Source organism: Pseudoalteromonas sp. DSM 26666, assembly GCF_900116475.1.
In the GTDB taxonomy this organism is placed as follows: Bacteria; Pseudomonadota; Gammaproteobacteria; order Enterobacterales; family Alteromonadaceae; genus Pseudoalteromonas; species Pseudoalteromonas tetraodonis.
This window is the reverse complement of sequence record NZ_FPAR01000002.1, coordinates 297280-316595: the sequence shown is the minus strand read 5'-3', so window position 1 is coordinate 316595 and position 19316 is coordinate 297280. Positions and strand designations below refer to the sequence as shown.

General features: G+C 41.6%; 12 protein-coding genes. 8 read left to right on the top strand and 4 right to left on the bottom strand.

All coding sequences use genetic code 11. The annotated features are described in order from the left end of the window. Positions 1–248 precede the first annotated feature (248 nt). From BM380_RS05345 to BM380_RS05330, 4 genes are all read left to right on the top strand, one after another. On the top strand, positions 249–2756 hold the full coding sequence (locus tag BM380_RS05345; RefSeq protein WP_090493370.1) for a S8 family serine peptidase: 2508 nt from the start codon (positions 249–251) through the stop codon (positions 2754–2756). Positions 2757–2985: 229 nt separating this feature from the next. After that, positions 2986–6162, top strand: coding sequence for a glycosyl hydrolase family 18 protein (locus BM380_RS05340; protein WP_175527448.1), 3177 nt, complete (start codon positions 2986–2988; stop codon positions 6160–6162). Positions 6163–6229: 67 nt separating this feature from the next. Then, positions 6230–7825 carry a lytic polysaccharide monooxygenase gene (locus BM380_RS05335; RefSeq protein WP_090493366.1) on the top strand — a complete coding sequence of 532 codons (1596 nt, stop codon included), beginning with the start codon at positions 6230–6232 and terminating at the stop codon, positions 7823–7825. A gap of 73 nt (positions 7826–7898) precedes the next feature. Continuing rightward, positions 7899–10529 (top strand): glycosyl hydrolase family 18 protein, encoded by a 2631-nt coding sequence (locus tag BM380_RS05330; RefSeq protein ID WP_090493364.1) that lies wholly within the window; start codon positions 7899–7901, stop codon positions 10527–10529. A gap of 79 nt (positions 10530–10608) precedes the next feature. On the opposite strand, the gene BM380_RS05325 is transcribed toward BM380_RS05330, so the two are convergent. Further along, positions 10609–11091, bottom strand: coding sequence for a putative 4-hydroxy-4-methyl-2-oxoglutarate aldolase (locus tag BM380_RS05325; protein WP_013463007.1), 483 nt, complete (start codon positions 11089–11091; stop codon positions 10609–10611). A gap of 349 nt (positions 11092–11440) precedes the next feature. On the opposite strand from BM380_RS05325, the gene BM380_RS05320 reads away from it, so the two are divergent. Further along, entirely contained in the window at positions 11441–12904 is a 1464-nt protein-coding gene (locus tag BM380_RS05320; RefSeq protein WP_013463008.1) for a carbon starvation CstA family protein, read from the top strand. A 72-nt stretch (positions 12905–12976) separates the two neighbouring features. On the opposite strand, the gene BM380_RS05315 is transcribed toward BM380_RS05320, so the two are convergent. After that, positions 12977–13495, bottom strand: a complete 519-nt coding sequence (locus BM380_RS05315; RefSeq protein WP_013463009.1) for a TetR/AcrR family transcriptional regulator — start codon at positions 13493–13495, stop codon at positions 12977–12979. Between the two features lie 178 nt (positions 13496–13673). Here BM380_RS05315 and BM380_RS05310 point away from each other — a divergent pair, with 178 nt between their 5' ends. From BM380_RS05310 to BM380_RS05300, 3 genes are all read left to right on the top strand, one after another. Continuing rightward, positions 13674–14294: a glutathione S-transferase gene (locus BM380_RS05310; RefSeq protein ID WP_016900120.1), complete on the top strand. Its 621-nt coding sequence runs from the start codon at positions 13674–13676 to the stop codon at positions 14292–14294. A gap of 14 nt (positions 14295–14308) precedes the next feature. After that, on the top strand, positions 14309–15001 hold the full coding sequence (locus tag BM380_RS05305; protein WP_090493591.1) for a cupin domain-containing protein: 693 nt from the start codon (positions 14309–14311) through the stop codon (positions 14999–15001). A 120-nt stretch (positions 15002–15121) separates the two neighbouring features. Beyond that, the gene (locus BM380_RS05300; RefSeq protein ID WP_013463012.1) at positions 15122–15523 is read left to right on the top strand and encodes a SpoIIAA family protein; all 402 of its coding nucleotides are present in this window, start codon (positions 15122–15124) and stop codon (positions 15521–15523) included. Between the two features lie 198 nt (positions 15524–15721). Here BM380_RS05300 and BM380_RS05295 read toward each other — a convergent pair whose 3' ends face one another. Next, entirely contained in the window at positions 15722–16666 is a 945-nt protein-coding gene (locus tag BM380_RS05295; RefSeq protein ID WP_024602702.1) for a carbohydrate kinase family protein, read from the bottom strand. A gap of 125 nt (positions 16667–16791) precedes the next feature. Further along, a complete protein-coding gene (locus tag BM380_RS05290; protein WP_013463014.1) occupies positions 16792–19185 on the bottom strand; it encodes a TonB-dependent siderophore receptor in 2394 nt (797 codons plus the stop codon). Positions 19186–19316: the final 131 nt, after the last annotated feature.

Genomic DNA, 19316 nt, shown 5'->3' with positions numbered 1-19316 from the left:
CCAGTAAAAAATAATGAGTTAACACTGTGTTAAAAATAAGTTATTTAATTCATTAAAATGGCTGCTATTAATGTTTTTTTTACTGTATTTCTAGTTAAAAATAATGGTTTTGTTCCTGATTTTGTTTTTTTTACTTGAGTTAGTGACTGATTACCCGTTTTCTTAACGCTTGCCACGTGATTACTTAAATTCATAAACGTAAATATTTCGCTTAGTAAAGCTAAGTTAACTTAATTACGGATAGAACAATGAAAACAAAATTATCTATTATTACACTTGCACTTTTACCTTGTTTAGCTGCGGCTAAATTGCCTGATGTTAACAGTACAACTCAAAAAGTAACTGCGAGCAGTGACTCGATTATTGTTAAGTATAAAAAGAATGCTTCGCCGGAAATGCGTAAGCAAGCTCGTTCGTTAGTAAAAGCCAAAATATCTGATCTAAATAACGATGAAATTGATGATAACTTCACCTCGTTATTTTCTGGCCGCCTCGCAAAATTTAAAATATCAGGAATGAGTGCTAAAGAAGCAATTGAGCGCTTAAAATCGCATCAAGCTATTGAGTATGTTGAGCCTGATTACCGAGTGAGCATAGCAAGCGCAACTAATGACCCTCGTTTTGATGATTTATGGGGCTTAAACAACGAAGGCCAAACTGGTGGCACGGCTGATGCCGATATTGATGCACCAGAAGCATGGTCAATCTCTACAGGTAGTCGTGATGTTGTAGTAGGTGTTATTGATACGGGTGTTGATTATAGCCACCCTGATTTAGCTGCGAACGCGTGGGTAAACAGTGGTGAAATTGCCGGTGATGGTATCGATAATGACGGAAACGGTTACATTGATGACGTTCACGGTATTAATGCAATTACTGATGTTGGTGACCCGATGGATGACGAAGGCCATGGTACACACGTATCGGGTACAATCGGTGCCAGTGGTAACAATGGCGTCGGTGTTGTTGGTGTAAACCATGATGTTTCTATTGTTGGTTGTAAGTTTTTAGCCGCAGATGGTACAGGTTCTACCTCTGGTGCTATTAAGTGTATCGATTACATGGTTGGCCTTAAAAATGCGGGTGTTAATCTGCGTGTGTTAAATAATAGCTGGGGCGGCGGTGGTTTTAGCCAAGCGTTAGCTGATGCAATTACGGCTAGTGAGCAAGCTGATATTTTATTTGTTGCTGCTGCGGGTAATGATGCGGTTGATAACGATCAAAATCCACACTACCCATCTAACTATGAGAACGACAACGTATTATCGATAGCAAGTACTGATAGCAGAGATAATATGTCTAGCTTTTCTCAATGGGGCCTAACAAGTGTTGATATGGGCGCACCTGGCTCAGGTATTTTGTCGACCGTTCCTGGTAATAGCTATGCTACTTATTCAGGTACATCTATGGCAACACCGCATGTAGCTGGTGCTGCTGCACTTGTACTTTCAGTTAATCCTGATTTAACAACACTAGAGCTTAAAGAATTACTTATGTCTAGTGGTGATGCTAATGCGGCATTAAATGGTAAAACGGTTGCAGGTACACGCCTAAATGTTAACCAAGCGCTAATTGATGCTGATCCAACTCCAGGCTTTAAATTATCTGTATCGCCGGTTTCTCAGCAAGCGACTGTAGGTGATACGGTTTCTTATACCTTTACGATTGGCTCAATTGCACAATGGGAAGGTGACGTTTCACTGGCTTTAGCTTCAGATCTTACCGATGCATCACTAAGCGCAACTACCGCTCGTCCGGGCGATGAAGTTGTTCTAACGGTTGCAACTAACAGCGATACTCAGTGGGGAAATTACGACTTTACTGTTACCGCAACAACTGAAGAGCAAGTTAAAGAACAAACTGTTAGCTTAATGCTTCAACCTGCTGGTTTAAATGACTTTACTTACAGCAGTGATGAAAACATCGCTATTCCAGATAATTCTCCAGAGGGCGCAAGCTCGGTTATTACGGTTGCTGATGATTTAACTATTTTTGGCACCACTGCTGATGTAGATATTACGCATACTTGGTCTGGTGACTTAGTACTTACGCTTATTTCAGCGCAAGGTACAGAAGTAACTTTACAAAGCAATGAAGGTGGCAGTGCAGACGATATTGTTAAGTCATTTACATCAAGCGTATTTAATTCTGAAGTGGCAACCGGAGATTGGACACTTCATGTTGAAGATACAGCTGGTGCAGATACGGGTAATATCAATGGTTGGTCACTTACATTTAGCGCTATTGGTGAGGTAAGCCCACAACCACCACAAGCTGGCTTTAGTGTTTCAGCACAAGGTTTAACTGCTACATTTGTAGATACAAGTCGTGATGTAAATGATGACATTTCACAGTGGAGCTGGAACTTTGGTGATGGTTCAACATCAACAAACCCAAATCCTACACATGTTTACGCTCAGTCAGGAAGTTATGAGGTTGAATTAACCGTAACGGATAGTGAAAATAACTCAGATACATTCACTCAAACAGTGGTTGTTAGTGATGTTGAAATTGAATTGAGCTTAAAACGCGCTAACAAGTCACGTCTTGATACTATGCGTGTTGAGTTAAACTGGGCAGAAGTAGGGGCTGAGTCACTTAGCCTATACCGAAATGGCGAACTAGTAGATACCGTATCAGATAATGGCCGTTACCGTGATTATGTGCGTAACGCAACATTACCGGCATACGACTATCAGTTATGCGTATCTGAAAACGTATGTTCGAATATTATTACGGTTTCATTTTCTGAATAAAACGTTTACCCCTTAGACATTCAAAGCCCAGCAATGCTGGGCTTTTTTATGGAATATCCCTTCTTAATTTTATAGTAATAAATAATTAGTTAATTTTATAATGTAACTATTTCGTATTTATTTTGTTTGTTATTTGTGCATTATTTTCTTGATATTTACGATATCCATGTTAAGTTTGTACCTGAAAGGTAAAAAATAATGAGTATAAACATCGTTAATGGAGGAGCAAATGAGCTCACGTAAAATAATAACAAATGCCTTTATTCTAAGTGCTTTATCGTTAAGTTTTCTTAGCTTAAATGTACATGCGTCTATTGATTGCAGTGCGTTAGAACAGTGGCAAACAGGCCAGATTCACGTTGCTGGAGATCAAGTGCAAGCGCAAAGCACAGCGTATGAAGCTAGCTGGTGGACGCAAGCCAATCCAGTGGAGAATGCTGGTGATTATAAAGATTGGAAAATTTTGGGTGTATGTGACAACGCTGTCATTGATAATGAAATTCCAGTAATTACCGAGTTAATGCCTGCAGACGGTTTTCAACTAACCGATAAAGACAGCGTTGTCATATCGGCGCAAGCAATTGATAACGATGGAGAGGTAACCACCGTTGAGTTTTTTGTTGATGGTATTTTTCTAGCTGCAGATACTTCATCACCTTACAGCGTTGATTGGCAAGCTGTGGCGGGTTCTCATCAAATAAGTGCAATTGCAACGGATGATCAAGGTGCGCAGTCATTACAAATCATCAATACCTTAACAGTTGCAGATGACGTTACTAATCCTGTTAATCAAGTACCCGTTGCATCAATTTCATTGAGTACCTTACCTGAACAGCTAATTGTGGGTTCACAAGTTGTGTTTGAGCTTTCAGGTAGCGATAGCGATAGCGATGGTGAGATCACTGCGCTTAATTTTGCTATAAATGGTGATGATACTCATCAAGCGACATCAGCAACTAGTCAGTATACATGGCAGGCTACAGCTCTTGGGCAGGCCAGCTTTACACTTACAGTGACTGATAACGAAGGGGCTACAGCACAAACCACAAAAACCCTAAATGTTGTTGACTCTGCAGCGCCCGGCAGTGGTGTAACTGATTGTCAACCACAAGGGTTATATCAAACCCCCGATGTTAATACGCCTTATTGTACTGTGTATGATGCTGATGGTCGTGAAGTTATGGGAGCTGACCACCCGCGTCGTGTTATTGGTTATTTTACTAGTTGGCGAAATGGTGCTAATGACCAACCAAGTTATCTAGTTAATGATATTCCATGGGATAAAATTACTCATATTAATTATGCCTTTGCGCATGTTGATGCCAATAATAAAGTATCTATTGGCGATCCTAATTCAGCAAATAATCCTGCTACAAACATGGAATGGCCAGGCGTTATTGGCGCTGAAATGGATCCTGAGTTTGCATACAAAGGACACTTTAATCTTTTAAATAAATACAAAAAACAACACCCACACGTTAAAACCTTGGTATCGGTAGGTGGCTGGGCTGAAACGGGGGGGTATTTTGATGAAACCGGCCGCGTTGAAAGTGGTGGCTTTTATACCATGACCACCCATGCTGATGGCTCAGTCAATTATGAAGGTATTAATGCATTTGCAAAAAGCACCGTTGAGTTTATTGAAAAATATGGATTTGACGGCGTTGATATTGATTATGAATACCCATCTTCAATGAACGACTCAGGTCACCCCGATGATTTTCCTATATCCAACGCGCGCCGTGCAGGATTGAATGCCTCATACCAAGTGCTAATGAAAAAAGTACGTGAAGAGCTAGACCGTGCAGGTGAAGCAGCAGGTAAGCACTATTTACTCACTATTGCGTCTCCATCTTCTGGTTATTTATTACGAGGTATGGAAACCTTTCAAGCGGTTAAATATCTGGATTATGTAAACATTATGTCTTACGACTTACATGGCGCATGGAACTCACATGTAGGGCACAATGCTGCCTTATTTGACACCGGTTTAGACTCAGAACTGACACAATGGAACGTCTACGGCACTAAAGAATTTGAAGGGATTGGTTACTTAAACACCGATTGGGCGGTTCGTTATTTCCGAGGGGCAATGGCTGCCGGTCGAATCAATATCGGTATTCCTTATTATACTCGAGGTTTTAAAGATGTGTCGGGCGGAACTAATGGTCTATGGGGTCAATCGGCTTTACCAAATCAAGCTGATTGTGCCACAGGTACAGGGGTTGGTGAAAAGAACAAGTGTGGTAATGGTGCATTAGGTATTGATAACCTTTGGCACGATAAGAACGACGCAGGTCAAGAAATGCCCGCCGGTTCAAGTCCTTTATGGCACGCTAAAAATCTCGAAAATGGTATTGTTGGCTCTTACCTCGAAGTGTATGGCTTAACCCCCGATACCGATGCTGACGATCGCTTAACAGGTTCTTACACACGTTATTACGACAGTGTTGCCGTCGCACCTTGGCTTTGGAATGCCGATAAAAAAGTATTTCTGTCGATAGAAGATGAAGAGTCGATGGCCTCTAAAGTTGATTATGTTATTAACAACGGCCTTGGCGGTATCATGTTCTGGGAGCTTGCTGGTGATTTTGATTACGACTCAGCAAAAGGCGAGTACTTCATGGGGTCAACGCTTACTTCACTTGCATACGATAAGTTTAATCAAAGCGGTGTTGCATATGATGTTCACGCGGGTAACCCTAATTTTACAGTGCCTGCTGAAGCTGTAGATATCACATTTGAAGCCAAAGACTTCCCTGTCGGTGATGATAACTACCCAATCAGCCCAACATTTGCGTTTACCAATAACTCAAGCCTTGATTTAAGCGGTGCAAAAATTTCATTTGATGTACCGGTATCAACCTCCGCTATTTTTAAATCCAACTGGAATGCACAAGAAAAACTGGGCATGGCAGTAGAAGTAAATGGCTCGAACGCAGCGGGTAATAATATTGGCGGTTTTGAGAACGAGTTCCACCGTTTCTCAATCACACTGAACAATGAATGGGGCGGTCAACCAAAAGACTTTAGCGCTGGTGCAACTGTGAATGCACAAGTGATGTACTACATGCCAATCACTGGGCCTAGCAACTTTACCATTGAAAAAGGTGGAAAAACTTACGCATTCAAAGCTGAATACCCAATGCTACCAGATGCAACACCGGGTGATGGCACGGGCAATCCAGATAACGGTGGCGGTGACCCTGCAGGTACGTGTGAAGGAGTTGATATAGCCTCGATACCTGTTTATCCAAACTTCCCTCAAACTGACTGGGCGGGCAACCCAAGCCATGCCGCAGCAGGTGACTTAATGTCTCATAACAACGCGATATACAAAGCCAAGTGGTGGACAACGTCTGAGCCGGGTGTAACGGCTGATTGGACCCTAAGTTGTAGCCTGTAATTTTCAAAAACAATGAGGGGTAGGCCTGAGCTTGCCCCATGTATTGAGTCTTAGAAAGGATAAAATAATGGCATCAATTAAACTTAACACACTATCGCTATCTGCAATCGCAGGTGGCTTGCTACTGAGTATGCTAGCACCGCAAGTACAAGCACATGGTTATATGGATAGTCCTAAAGCACGCCAAGCATTTTGCCAAGATGATGGCGGATACTGGTGGCCAGAAGATGGCACAAATATTCCTAACCTTGCTTGTCGATCAGCATATCTAGAATCCGGCACGGTGCAGTTTGTGCAAGCGATTGAATTTTCTGTTAATACTCCTGACTATTTAAATCAAACTGCAGTTGAGGCCAGTGTACCAAACGGCACTTTATGTGCTGGTGGCGATACAGCCAAACGCGGTATGGATTTACCATCACCACATTGGCAACGTAGTGACGTAGTGCCCAATGCTAATGGTGAAATTCAAGTTCGTTACCTTGCATCAACGCCACATAATCCCAGCTTTTGGCAGTTTTACTTAACTAAGCCAACTTTTAATGCCGCTACTGATGTATTGACCTGGCAAGACTTAGAGCTAGTTCAGGAGTATCAAAATGTTGACGTGATTAAAGACACCGATGGTGAGCGTTATTATCAAATGAGTGTGGCTATTCCACAAGGACGCAACGGTGATGCCATTTTGTACAGCCGCTGGCAACGAAACGATGTTGTGGGTGAAGGCTTTTATAACTGTAGTGATATAAATATTGTAAACGACGCTGCTCCAACCAATCCGAATGCGTGGGCAAGCCTTGGGTACTTTGTACGTCAAGGGCAAAATGCCATTGTTGGTGACACTGTATGGGCTCGCTTATTTGATGAATCTGGCCAAGAGGTGATTAATCAACAACTTAAAATCAATGCCGATAATCAAGCAAATTGGCAACAAGTGTTGGCGTCACAACTCAACCTTGATTATGCGCATTTAGTGCAGATTGGTGTGCAAAATCAAATTGGTGATGTTGTATTTAACAGCGCTGATGTACTAACAAACCAAGTCTATGGCAGCAATCCAAATTATACCTATACATTAAGCGTGCTGGGCACCCCTGATAATACAGCGCCTATTGTTAGTAAGCCAGAAAACCTAGTAGTTGATGAAAACACTACCACGGCTGTGCATTTACATGCGTTTGATGATGAGCAAAATGCGTTAATTTATACTTGGTCAGTACCGGCACCACTGAGTTTTACCGGTAGCGATGCCAATATCAACTTAATTTCATCTGAAGTTTCAACACCTACAGATTATACCGTTGTGGTATCTGTTTCTGATGGCCAATTAACGACCCAAACCGAGTTTGTTGTCACCGTTAATGACAGCGTTATCAATGATCCTGTTATAGCGCCTTGGAGCACTACTGAGGTTTATCAAGCAACAGATAAAGTGAGTTTTCAAGAGCGTGTTTACTTAGCTAAATGGTGGAATCAAGGTCAGCAGCCCGATAGTTCAAGTGCGTGGGAGCTTGTTGAGGAGGGTCCTAATCCAGCAGCATGGAGTATTAACAAAGCCTATCAAGCGGGCGCAGAAATAATCTATCAAGGACAGCGCTATCGCGCTAATTGGTGGACTCAAGGCGATACGCCAGGACAAGCCAATGTATGGAAAACACTGTAACTAAAAGCCTAAGTTTTGTAGTTCAAACTTATTAAACCAAAATAATCACATTAAAAATAGATAAGAGAGAAATATGAATATTAAACAATTAACCGCAGCTATGGGTGTTGCACTATTTGCCGGTTCTGTATCGGCAGCGCCTTCTACACCAAGTATTAATTGGGAGCCACAGCAATATTCGTTTGTTGAGGTAGACCTTGAGGGAAACGGCTCTTACAAACAGCTGGTTACCCGTGTTGAGCAAGTTAATATCAACATTGAATGGAGTGCGTGGAGCGGTGATGGCGGCGATAGCTATAAAGTGTACTTTGATGACATGCTAGTGAATGAGGGCACGCTTGCTGCTGGTTCTAAAAGTGGCACTATTTCATTCCCTTATGATAAAGCAGGCCGCCATATAATGTATATTGAGCTATGTGAAGGCGGCACGACTTGTGCGAGAAGTGCGGGTAAGCCAATTGTAATTGCTGACACTGACGGCGGACATTTAGCACCATTACCTATGGATGTTGACCCAAATAACCGTGATATTGGCGTTAAGCAAGATTTAGTGACGGGCGCTTACTTTGTTGAGTGGGGGATCTATGGCCGTGATTACGATGTAACGAATATGCCAGCACAAAACCTGAGTCATATTTTGTATGGCTTCATTCCAATTTGTGGTGAAAATGCGTCGTTAACTGGCGGTCCTAAGCGCGCACTGGAAACAGCCTGTGCGGGCTCTGCAGATTACGAAGTGGTTATTCACGACCCATGGGCCGCAGTACAAAAAGCATTGCCAGGGGTTGATGCTAAAGATCCCATTCGTGGTACTTACTCGCAGTTAATGGCACTAAAACAGCGTTACCCCGATATTAAAATTTTACCATCTGTAGGTGGTTGGACGTTATCAGACCCATTTGGTGGTTTTACTAATAAAGCAAACCGCGACACCTTTGTTGCCTCAATGGAAGAGTTTTTAAGAACCTGGAAGTTTTACGATGGTGTTGATATTGACTGGGAATTCCCAGGTGGTGACGGCCCCAATCCTGATATTGGCGATCCAATTAACGATGGCCCAGCCTATGTTGCATTAATGCAAGAACTACGCGCTATGCTTGATAAACTTGAAGCAGAAACGGGTCGTACTTACGAGTTAACCTCAGCCATAGGTGCAGGTTACGATAAAATTGAAGATGTAGATTATCAAGCCGCAAGCCAGTACATGGATTACATTTTTGCCATGACCTATGACTTTTATGGCGCATGGAGTAACGTAACCGGACACCAAACAGCACTTTACTGTGGCGAACACATGAGTGTTGGTCAATGTAATGGTACCGGGCTTGATGAAAATGGCGAACCTCGTAAAGGCCCTGCTTATACCACAGATAATGCTGTGCAGCTGTTACTTGCGCAAAATGTACCATCGAAAAAAATCGTCGTGGGCACAGCTATGTATGGTCGTGGTTGGGAAGGTGTTTACCCGCAAAATGCCGCGATTGATGGTAACCCAATGACCGCCCCTGGTAATGGCCCATTAAAAGGCTCCACGGCACAAGGTGTATGGGAAGATGGAGTTATTGATTACAAGGGCGTTAAAGCCAATATGATTGGTGCGGCAGGCACCGGTATTAATGGTTTTGAAGTGGGTTATGATGAGCAAGCACAAGCCGCTTATGTATGGAATCGCTCAACTGGTAAACTGATCACCTATGATAGCCGTAAGTCTGTGCTGGCCAAAGGTGCGTATGTTAATCAGCATAACTTAGGCGGTTTATTTGCATGGGAAATTGATGCTGACAATGGTGACATTCTAAATGCAATGCATGATGGCTTAGGGGGCGTAGTTGCGCCGCCAAGTAATAAAAAACCGGTTGTTTCAGTGTCTTCATCTGTGTCTGTTAATTCAGGCGAGAGCATCACAGTAACGGCTTCTGCAACCGATGCAGATAACGATCCACTGAGCTTTAGCTGGAGTGCTGATAGCGCGCTAGTAGTATCTGGACAAAATACATCATCACTGGTTATTAATGCGCCAACAGTAACTGCAGATACACAGTATGTTGCAACCGTTGCAGTATCAGATGGTCAAGCAACAGTAAATCGTGATGTTGTTGTTAATGTTATTGCGCCAACATCAGGCGGCGAAAATACAGCACCGAGTGTTAATGCAATTGCTAATGTTAGTGTTGACGAAGGCGCATCAGCAAGTGTTGCTGTAGTTGCAAACGATGCACAAAACGATGCGCTTACATATACGTGGACAGTACCAGTAGGCTTAACGTTAGTGGGCAGCGGTGCAAATGTGAGCATTGAGGCAGGCGCTGTAGATACAGATACAAACTTCACTGTTTCAGTTGCAGTCAGTGATGGCGAATTAACTACAACACAAAGCTTTAGCGTAACAGTGACAAATGGTGATACTACCACTCCACCAACAGGAGATTGGGATGCGAGTGTTGCATACGTTGGTGGCGATGTCGTCACTTATAACGGCGTTGAATATAAAGCAAAATGGTGGACTCAAGGTGAGCGTCCTGATTTAGGCGGTGCGTGGGAGGCAACAACACAGCCTACAGATGATACGGGTGCTGCAATTTGGCAGTCATCGGCTATTTATAACAGCGGTGATGAAGTCTCTTATCAGGGCAACAAGTACCAAGCTAAGTGGTGGACTCAAGGGAACGAGCCTGGTTCAACCGATGTATGGTTAGCACTTTAATGTAAAACCTTATTGTTTGATTTTATAAAAAGCAGCTTTCGAGCTGCTTTTTTTTATCGCGAACAGTCACTTTGATTTTTCAAAACAAGGCTTTATTACTAATAATTAATCCATTGACATCAGCATACACCCAATCACCGGTATTAATTGTGGTGTTTAACATATTAACCGGGTGATCTTTGGCACCTAAACCGCGCTTAGTGGTGCAGCGCGGCGTAGCGCCTAGCGCCATCACGGGTAAATCAAGCGTGGCAAGAATTTCAATATCGCGGCAGCAACCATTAATAATAATGCCTTGCCAGCCATTTTTTAGGGCTCGCTCTGCAATCATATCGCCAATGAAGGCAAAACGCTTACTAGCAAAGCCATCCACAACCAACACTTTGCCTTCACCATTTTCATGTAATATGTTGCCAGCAAACGAGTTATCGTCTGGGCAGGTGACAGTCACTACTTGACCATAAAAGAGAGTTTTATTACCAAAGTGTTGCAAGCCACTGTCAGCGACTTGCACATGGTCGCGATGTTCATCGTATAAATCGGGCGTAGTAAACTGTGTCATTGAGGGCATCCTTGTTTTTTATAAAGCCACGTAGGCCAACGGCAGTACATTAAAAGTAGTAATAATGTTTATCGTAGGCTAATTAATTATTCAGGTGTAGCTATTGTTGTAAATTGGCGTATAGATTTTAGTCGCAATATAAGCACTTTTAACGTTTTTTAACGCTTTTTTATAAGTAACTTATGCTGTTACTTAGTTTTATTTTTTTAAATAAATTTGATTTTGCCAGAGCATTAGCCAAACGTCTCATTGTTGCGTGCTTTTTCATATGCTACGTTCAATTGTTATTTTAAAATTTGGGCTGCAATATTTGGCCCTATACACACATACAAAAAGAGAAGCGTGCTTTATGATCATCTTTTTTATTTGCCTAACTATTTTAATATTAGGCTATAAGTTTTATAGCCCGTTTGTTGAAAAGCAAGCGGGCATGGATTCAACGGTCGACACACCACAAAAACGCTTTAGCGAAGGTGTTGATTACGTTGCAATTCACCCTGTTCGTGCATTTTTGATTCAATTTTTAAATATAGCAGGCGTAGGCCCCATATTTGGCCCAATATTGGGTGCATTATATGGTCCGGTTGCGCTTGTATGGATTGTGCTTGGTAATGTTTTGGGTGGCGCTGTACACGACTTCTTCTCAGGAGTAATGAGTATAAAAGAAGACGGTAAAAGCTTACCGGAAATAGCAGGGCACTACTACAACGTTGTATTTAAAGGTTTTATGCTTATTTTTACTGCGATGCTACTATTTTTTGTTGGTGTTGTATTTATTATGAGCCCGGCAGGATTATTAAGTAACCTTGATATATTTAAGGATACAATATTTGCAAATAATACCTTTTGGGTTTTGGCCATTTTAGCCTACTACTTTTTAGCCACGTTATTACCCATTGATAAAATCATCACTAAGTTTTACCCTATTTTTGGTTTGTTAATGATTGTGATGACAGTAGCTATTGCGGTATCACTGCTAATAAACGCACCGCATTTACCAGTAGCGGGCGACTTTTTAGCATACTTTGAGGCCGATCACGCTCATGACTTCTTAGCACCAAATCCTGATGGACTGCCCACTTGGCCGCTGCTATTTATAACCATTACCTGTGGTGCTATTAGTGGTTTTCACTCAACGCAAGCACCTATTATTGCCCGTTGTTTAACCAACGAAAAATACGTACGCCCAGTTTATTATGGTGCGATGATGTGTGAAGGCATTGTAGGTTGTGTATGGGCATTAGCTGGTATTGCTGCCTTCCCTGAAGGCTATGCGGGTTTAAAAGCTATGCTTGATTTAGGCGGTCCAGGTTTGGTGGTTAACCATATTGCAAACAGCTACTTAGGTGTATTTGGCGGTATTATGGCAATTATTGCTGTTGCTGTTTTCCCTATTACCTCAGGCGATACGGCGTTTCGTTCACTGCGCTTAACCGTGGTTGATGCATTTAGTATTCCGCAAAGTTTACGTAATCGTTTATTGCTAGCAATCCCTATTTTAACCATTGCCTACTTTATGACTAAGCTCGATTTCTCTGTGATTTGGCGCTACTTCGCATTCTCAAATATGCTGCTTTCTACCAGTGTGTTGTGGCTTGCGACCAAGTACTTATTTGACCGTGGTACATTCCACTGGATCACTAGTATACCAGCAGTAATCGCTACAGCAGTGACCTTGTCATATATAATGACTGCGGCAATAGGGTTAAACTTATCAAGTGATTTAGGTAAACCGATTGGTGCAGCAGTGGCTGTTATAGGGTTTATTGTATTAGCTGTTGTGCATTCAAAGCATAAAGTGCGTACGGCTTAATAAATCGTAATCTTAAAAATGTAAAAGCGAGCCTTATGAAGGCTCGCTTTTTTTATACTTGATGACCAATCGCTAAAAAGTGGCTTGTTCGAAGTAGCTAATATCATCTAGGGTTTTACTAATCATCATCGCCCCCTCTAATAAGCTCACTGTTTGTATTGCCGCGCGAGCAGGGTTTTTTTCACCATTCGCAGCGTGTGCTTGGGTTAACCAGGCTAAATTTTTATTAAAAAACCGCTGAACTTCAACCCGCACTTTATCAGGTAGGCTGTCGCTTTCTGCGCCGAGCAAGCCACATAAACACATTTTTTTATCAATCACGAGTGCATTTCTAAATAACTGAGTGTAAATATCAATAGGGTTTTTACCGTTTGCTTTGTGTGCCTCCGGTTCACCAAGTACAGCGATAAAGGCATCGGTATATTGATGCGCAAGCTCTGCACCTAAATCAGCTTTAGTTGGAAAGTGATAATGCACACTGGCACTTTTAATACCAATTTCATTGGCCAACTCTCTAAAGCTAAAATTGCTATAGCCACCAAGTCTAACTTTGTTTTCTGCTGCTTTTAACAGGGCTGCTTTTTTTGTCATTTTAAACTTCCTTCATATCGCTGCAAAAAATTATCAATCAGTAGGTAGTTATTTTCAAGCTCTTTTATTTTTAGTTTGCAAAGGTCGAGATCTTAATATAAATTACCTACCAGTAGGTAGGTAATTTATTCTTGCTAGTATTAGCTCAAACTGTGATTAAAAATATAAAGAGATAATTATGAAAATTTATGATGTAGAAAACTTTCCTAATCCATTACGTGTACGTATTGCGCTTGCTGAAAAAAAGGCGACTGATAAAGTAGAATTTGTTGCTGTCGATTTATTAAATGGTGAGCACCGTACTGAGGCTTTTTTAGCTAAAAACCCCTTAGCAGGCGTACCTGTTTTAGAGTTAGATGATGGAACGTTTATAGCAGAATGCACCGCAATTACTGAATATATTGATACCGCTTTTGCAGGCCCTTCATTAACCGGTGTTGAGGCAAAAGAGCGCGCGGTGATTAATATGATGCAAAAGCGTGCGGAGTCAATGGTACTTGATGCTGTAGCCACTTACTTTCATCATGCAACGGATGGTTTAGGCCCAGCGCTTGAAACCTATCAAAATGTTGCTTGGGGAGAAAAGCAAGGTGAAAAAGCGCGCCAAGGCTTTGTTTATTTTAATACAGTGTTAGCCAACTCTGCTTATGTTGCTGGTGAGAATTTTAGTGTTGCAGATATTACTTTGTACGCCGGTCTGGTGTTTGCAGGCTTTGCAAAAATAGCTATTCCTAGTGAGCTATCACATTTAATAGCATGGCAAGAAAAGGTCGCTCAACGTCCAAGCATTGCTGTTTAGATATGGAGTCAAATATGAAAATTGCAGCTGATTTTAGCGAACGTGTTGTTGTACATAGCGAATCGTTAGAATGGATAGCCTCACCGGTGGCGGGTGTTGATAGGCGTCCACTTGATAGAGTGGGCAATGAGGTTGCACGCGCAACCAGCATTGTACGTTATGCGCCAAACAGCCATTTTTCTGCCCATACACATACCGGCGGTGAAGAATTTATTGTGCTTGAAGGTGTTTTTCAAGATGAACATGGTGATTTCCCCAAGGGCTCTTATATTCGCAATCCGCCTGAGTCAAAACATACACCAAGCTCTGAAAACGGGTGCGTTATATTTGTGAAATTATGGCAGTTTCAGCCAGAGGATAGAGAGCATGTTCGCTTGCAAACTAATACCATGTGCAGTGTTCCTCACCCTGAGTTTAGTAATGTAAATGTAGTTTCTCTTTATAAAGATGCCTTTGAAGAGGTGAGTATTTTTGCATTCGCACCTAACAGTGAAATATCGTTAAACGCCTTAGGTGGGGGCGAGCTTTTAGTTCTTGAAGGCTCGCTTGAAGAGCAGGGCGATACATTAGTACAGCACAGCTGGTTAAGAGTGCCGCCTAACAGCGAAATTAAAGCAACAGCAGGCAGTGAAGGAGCCAGAGTGTGGCTTAAAATCGGTCATTTAACAGATGTTGAAAACCAAATAGCACGGCTTAAAAATGCATAATTCAGCATTTAATTAAAATGGGCACAATAAAAGTGATGTGCCTGTTTTTTGATCTACTTCACTATTGGTTAATAAGCTATCACCTATACTTGATGCTCATATTATTGTGGAGTTCGGGTTATGGTAAATTTAACACACGGCTTATCTATTGGTATTGAGCGCTCTGGTTGCGAGTTTTTTTTAACCTTAAAAGCTATAGGTACACTCACTCACAAAGATTATGAGGTGATCACGCCGATGATTGACTCTGCGCTTGGCGAAGTTAAACATCCTATTGTTAATGTACTCATAGATGGTACTGAGCTTGATGGCTGGGAACTTAGAGCCGCATGGGATGATTTAAAACTTGGCTTAAAACATAACAAAGAGTTTAAAAAAATAGCCATATACGGCAACAAGGACTGGCAATCAACCATCGCTAAATTAGGCAGTTGGTTTGTCTCAGGTGAAATTCAATATTTTGAGAACGCCACTGCGGCTTTAGAATGGTTAAAAAGTAATGATGAAGAAGCGGATGCTTAAATAAAGGCCATAATCGGCTTTTATTTTTAAAGTATTTATATCAATTCGCTTAATTAAGTGATCTATTTTGAGGCTGGAAAAACGTGTTGATAGCTAGGCAAAAAATTTGCTATTTAGTTGTTCTAAATGAGAATTTTTTAACGCAGATAGCGACACGTTTAGCCTCGTAAAATAATTAAGTATTATTGCGGATTGGTATTATACCTCTTGAAGTGTAGGTAATGCGGGAAATGCCCCCTTGGCTAAGCAGGCTTTAGAGCCACAACGCAAACCAAAACTTAAAGCGTGTTTTACTAGGTGCTCATTATTAATTTTTTCGATGAGCGAGCTATTTTCATCGGTGTGATTTAAATAATATAACACGCCTGCAATAAACGCATCACCGGCACTGGTTGTATCCACAGCATTAATGATTGGCGCCGATTCATTTAATATAAACTCTTTATGGTAAACCATTGCCGGTGCAGGGCCATCGGTTAAAAATACCAATTTTACACCTATATTTAAAATAGACTGTAAGTAATCATCAGGTGATTGCTGTGTTTGCTCAGCTAAAAAGTTCAGCTCATCACGCGATAGCTTAACAATGTCGCAATAGGCATAACACGCATGTACATTGTGTTCAATGTCATTGCTATTTTGCCACAAGCTATAGCGTAAATTTACATCAAAGCTAACGAGTTTATGGTTGTTTTTAGCCAGCTTTAAAGCACACACGGTGGTGTTTGCAATGGCTGGATTGGTTAACGTGTTGGAACAAAAGTGTAGGGTACTCAATTCATCCCATTTAATATGGCTTAAGTGATCACTCGTTAACAGTAAATCGGCGGTATTGTGGCGATAAAAATTAAAGCTGCGTTCACCGGTTTCATCTAAACTCACAATAACCACGGCCGTTTGAGAGTCTTTAATCGTAAATAAGTACTCTGTACTTACTTTATATTGCGCAAGCGATTTACTTAATTGTTTAGCAAAGTAGTCATCACCCATACCGCCACAAAAAGCAGCCTTGCCGCCTAACTTTGCATAACCTACCGCTACATTGGCAGGGGCACCTCCTGCAATGGGCAAATAAGCACTGTTTTGAGAATCTTGTGGCAGCATATCAATAAGTAGCTCGCCGAGGCTAAGTAATTTGGTCATAGTGTAAATCCTAAAAAACCCAGCAGAGCTAGGTCAAAATTCAAGGGAGAATTATTAAAACTAATTAAAGTTAGTGTAACAATCGCTGAAAAACATAGCTTCAGCGTTTGTTACACTAAAAATGGTTAGTTAAACGCGTATTTAAGCGTTATTGATGTTGTGCGGCCATTAATAGTACGGGCGCGAATAATGTTATTATCTGGAATTGAGCCTTCTTCAGCTTCTGTAATACCTACCGTATCGAATAAGTTATTTACATTAAGTGCAATATTAAGGTTTTCAGATAAATCGTAACTTACAAAGCCATTTACTTGAGTGTAACCGTCAAATTTAAGGTCGTTGTTGTCTTGAGCGTAAGCATCAGTAGTACCAATAAAGTTCACACCGGCAGCACCTTTATCAAAGCTATAACGAGCCATTAAAGAGTAGATTAAATCAGCTTGGCGGCGTGGCGTATTACCTACCACTTCAGGAGTAAGCGCATCCTTAGCAATTTCTGCATCTGTCCATGTTAAGTTACCACGAAAATCCCATGCATCGATGAAGTAAGTTGATTCAATTTCAATCCCTTTTGCTTCGTATTCACGGTCAAAAAAGGTTTGCGATGTTGCTTCAAAGTTTTGCTCTTCTGTTTCTGCATAAAACGCTGTTGCGAAAACTGAAAGTGAATCAAAACGTTTTTTAACCCCAAATTCATACTGGTTTACTTCATCAACGGCATCTTCATCAGCAACCGAACCGTCAGCGCGTACTTTACCAAATAAAAGTCGGTCAGCATTTGCGCGGCCACCTTTACTCAGTCTTGCAAATGTCGCAAGGCTTGAATCTATTTGGTAGTTAGCCCCAATTGAATAGGATGCATAATCCCAATCGTAATTTACTGGGCTAGCATTTGCGGTATCAATGCCTGCTACATTTTGTTCAGGAACTGAAATCACTCCATCGCGATTCATATCGACCGTTGAGGTAACGGCACCTGCATAGTTGCCGCGTGCTTCACCACTATCGTAACGAGCACTTGCGTCAATACTTACATCACCCACTTTTGTTGAAAATGAAACGTACGGGGCGCGGGTATCGTATTCTGTATCGTAATCACGCTGACAGCAGTTACCCCAAAAAGGCGTTCCGTATGCATATAAACCATTTTCAGAAAACGCTGTACCATCAGCAGCTGTTACATTTAGTAGCGCCGCATTATCGCCCTTAAGCTCCATTAGGTAAGAGTTCCATAACCATGACATAGCAATATTTTGCGTTGAAGCATAGTAACCAAATGTAACGCTTGTATCATCGCTTAGTGATTTAGTTAGTTTGAAGTCGTTCACAATAGAGTCAAAGTCGTTCATTGTGACGTCAAACGTATGAATACGCATGGCTAAATCGTCATTAAATGCAGCTCCGGTATTTGCATTACTAAGCGTTGCACCTGCGCCGCCAATACTTTGTGCAATAGCAGTCGCGCTGCCTACTTCAGCAGGAATAAGTGAATTAAAGTTACCGCTAACAGAGGATTTACGAAAACGGTTTTCAATACGCCAATCGTTATCTAAGTCAAATACAGCTTCAAAACCCACTGAGTCAACTTGCGGGTTCATGCCATCGCGAATATCGCCGCTACTAATTTGATTTTCGCCATTTAAACGCACTGTTTTAGTAAATAATGCTGAATGCGGGGTATCTGATTGTGCGTCAAACCCTGGGATTGAGTCACCATTTGCATACATTGGCATTGGTAAGTAACCCACGCTTTTGTCATCTAAATGTTTGTAATAAAGACGCACGTAACCGTTTTCAAAGTCTTTGGTAAGGTTGGCTTTAATTTGCCCACCTTTATTTGATGTGTAACCTGTTTCACGCGGGCCTTCACCTTGGCGCACAAAACCACCTACATGAAAACGTACGCTATCACTAAGGTAAGTGCCGTATTCAAAGTCTGTACGAATAGTGTCGTAATCAAGGCCCAGTGTTGTAGAAACACTGCCTGATTCGTTTTCACCATTTTTAGATATAAAGTTAATTATGCCGCCCGGTGCATTACTTGCTGCAGTCGAGGCCGAACCACCACGAATTGATTCGATAGTTTGTACGGTATTATCTAGGCGCATAAATATATCAGCGTTACCAAAAGCAATATCACCGTATTGCATAACGGGTAAACCGTCTTCTTGTAATTGTAAAAACTTAGCACCACCAGAGGCCACAGGTAAGCCGCGTACAGCAATGTTTGCGTTACCTTCACCGCCGGTTGATTCTGAGCGTACGCCCGGAATAATTCTAAACGCTTCAGCAGTTGAACGCGGTGTAGATACTTCAACTTGAGCAAGCGATAAACTGCTCACTGATGAGCTTGATGCCATAATGGTTGTACGACGTGGTACACCGGTTACAACGATAGTCTCAAGACCTTTGTTAGCTTGCGCTTGTGTGTTTTGCTCTTCTTGTTGTGCATAAACGCCTTGGCTTACAGCCAGCGCTAAAGCACTCATTAAATATAAAGGTGTGTTGTGTGTTGTCATGTGAACGCCTCGCTTTGTGAGCCCGAAGGGGTTTGTTATTTTTACTTAATCGATTAAGTAAAAATAACAAATCTTTTACAATAAGCAAATTATTTTATTCTTTATTTGCTGTTTTTTTACTCATCTATTGA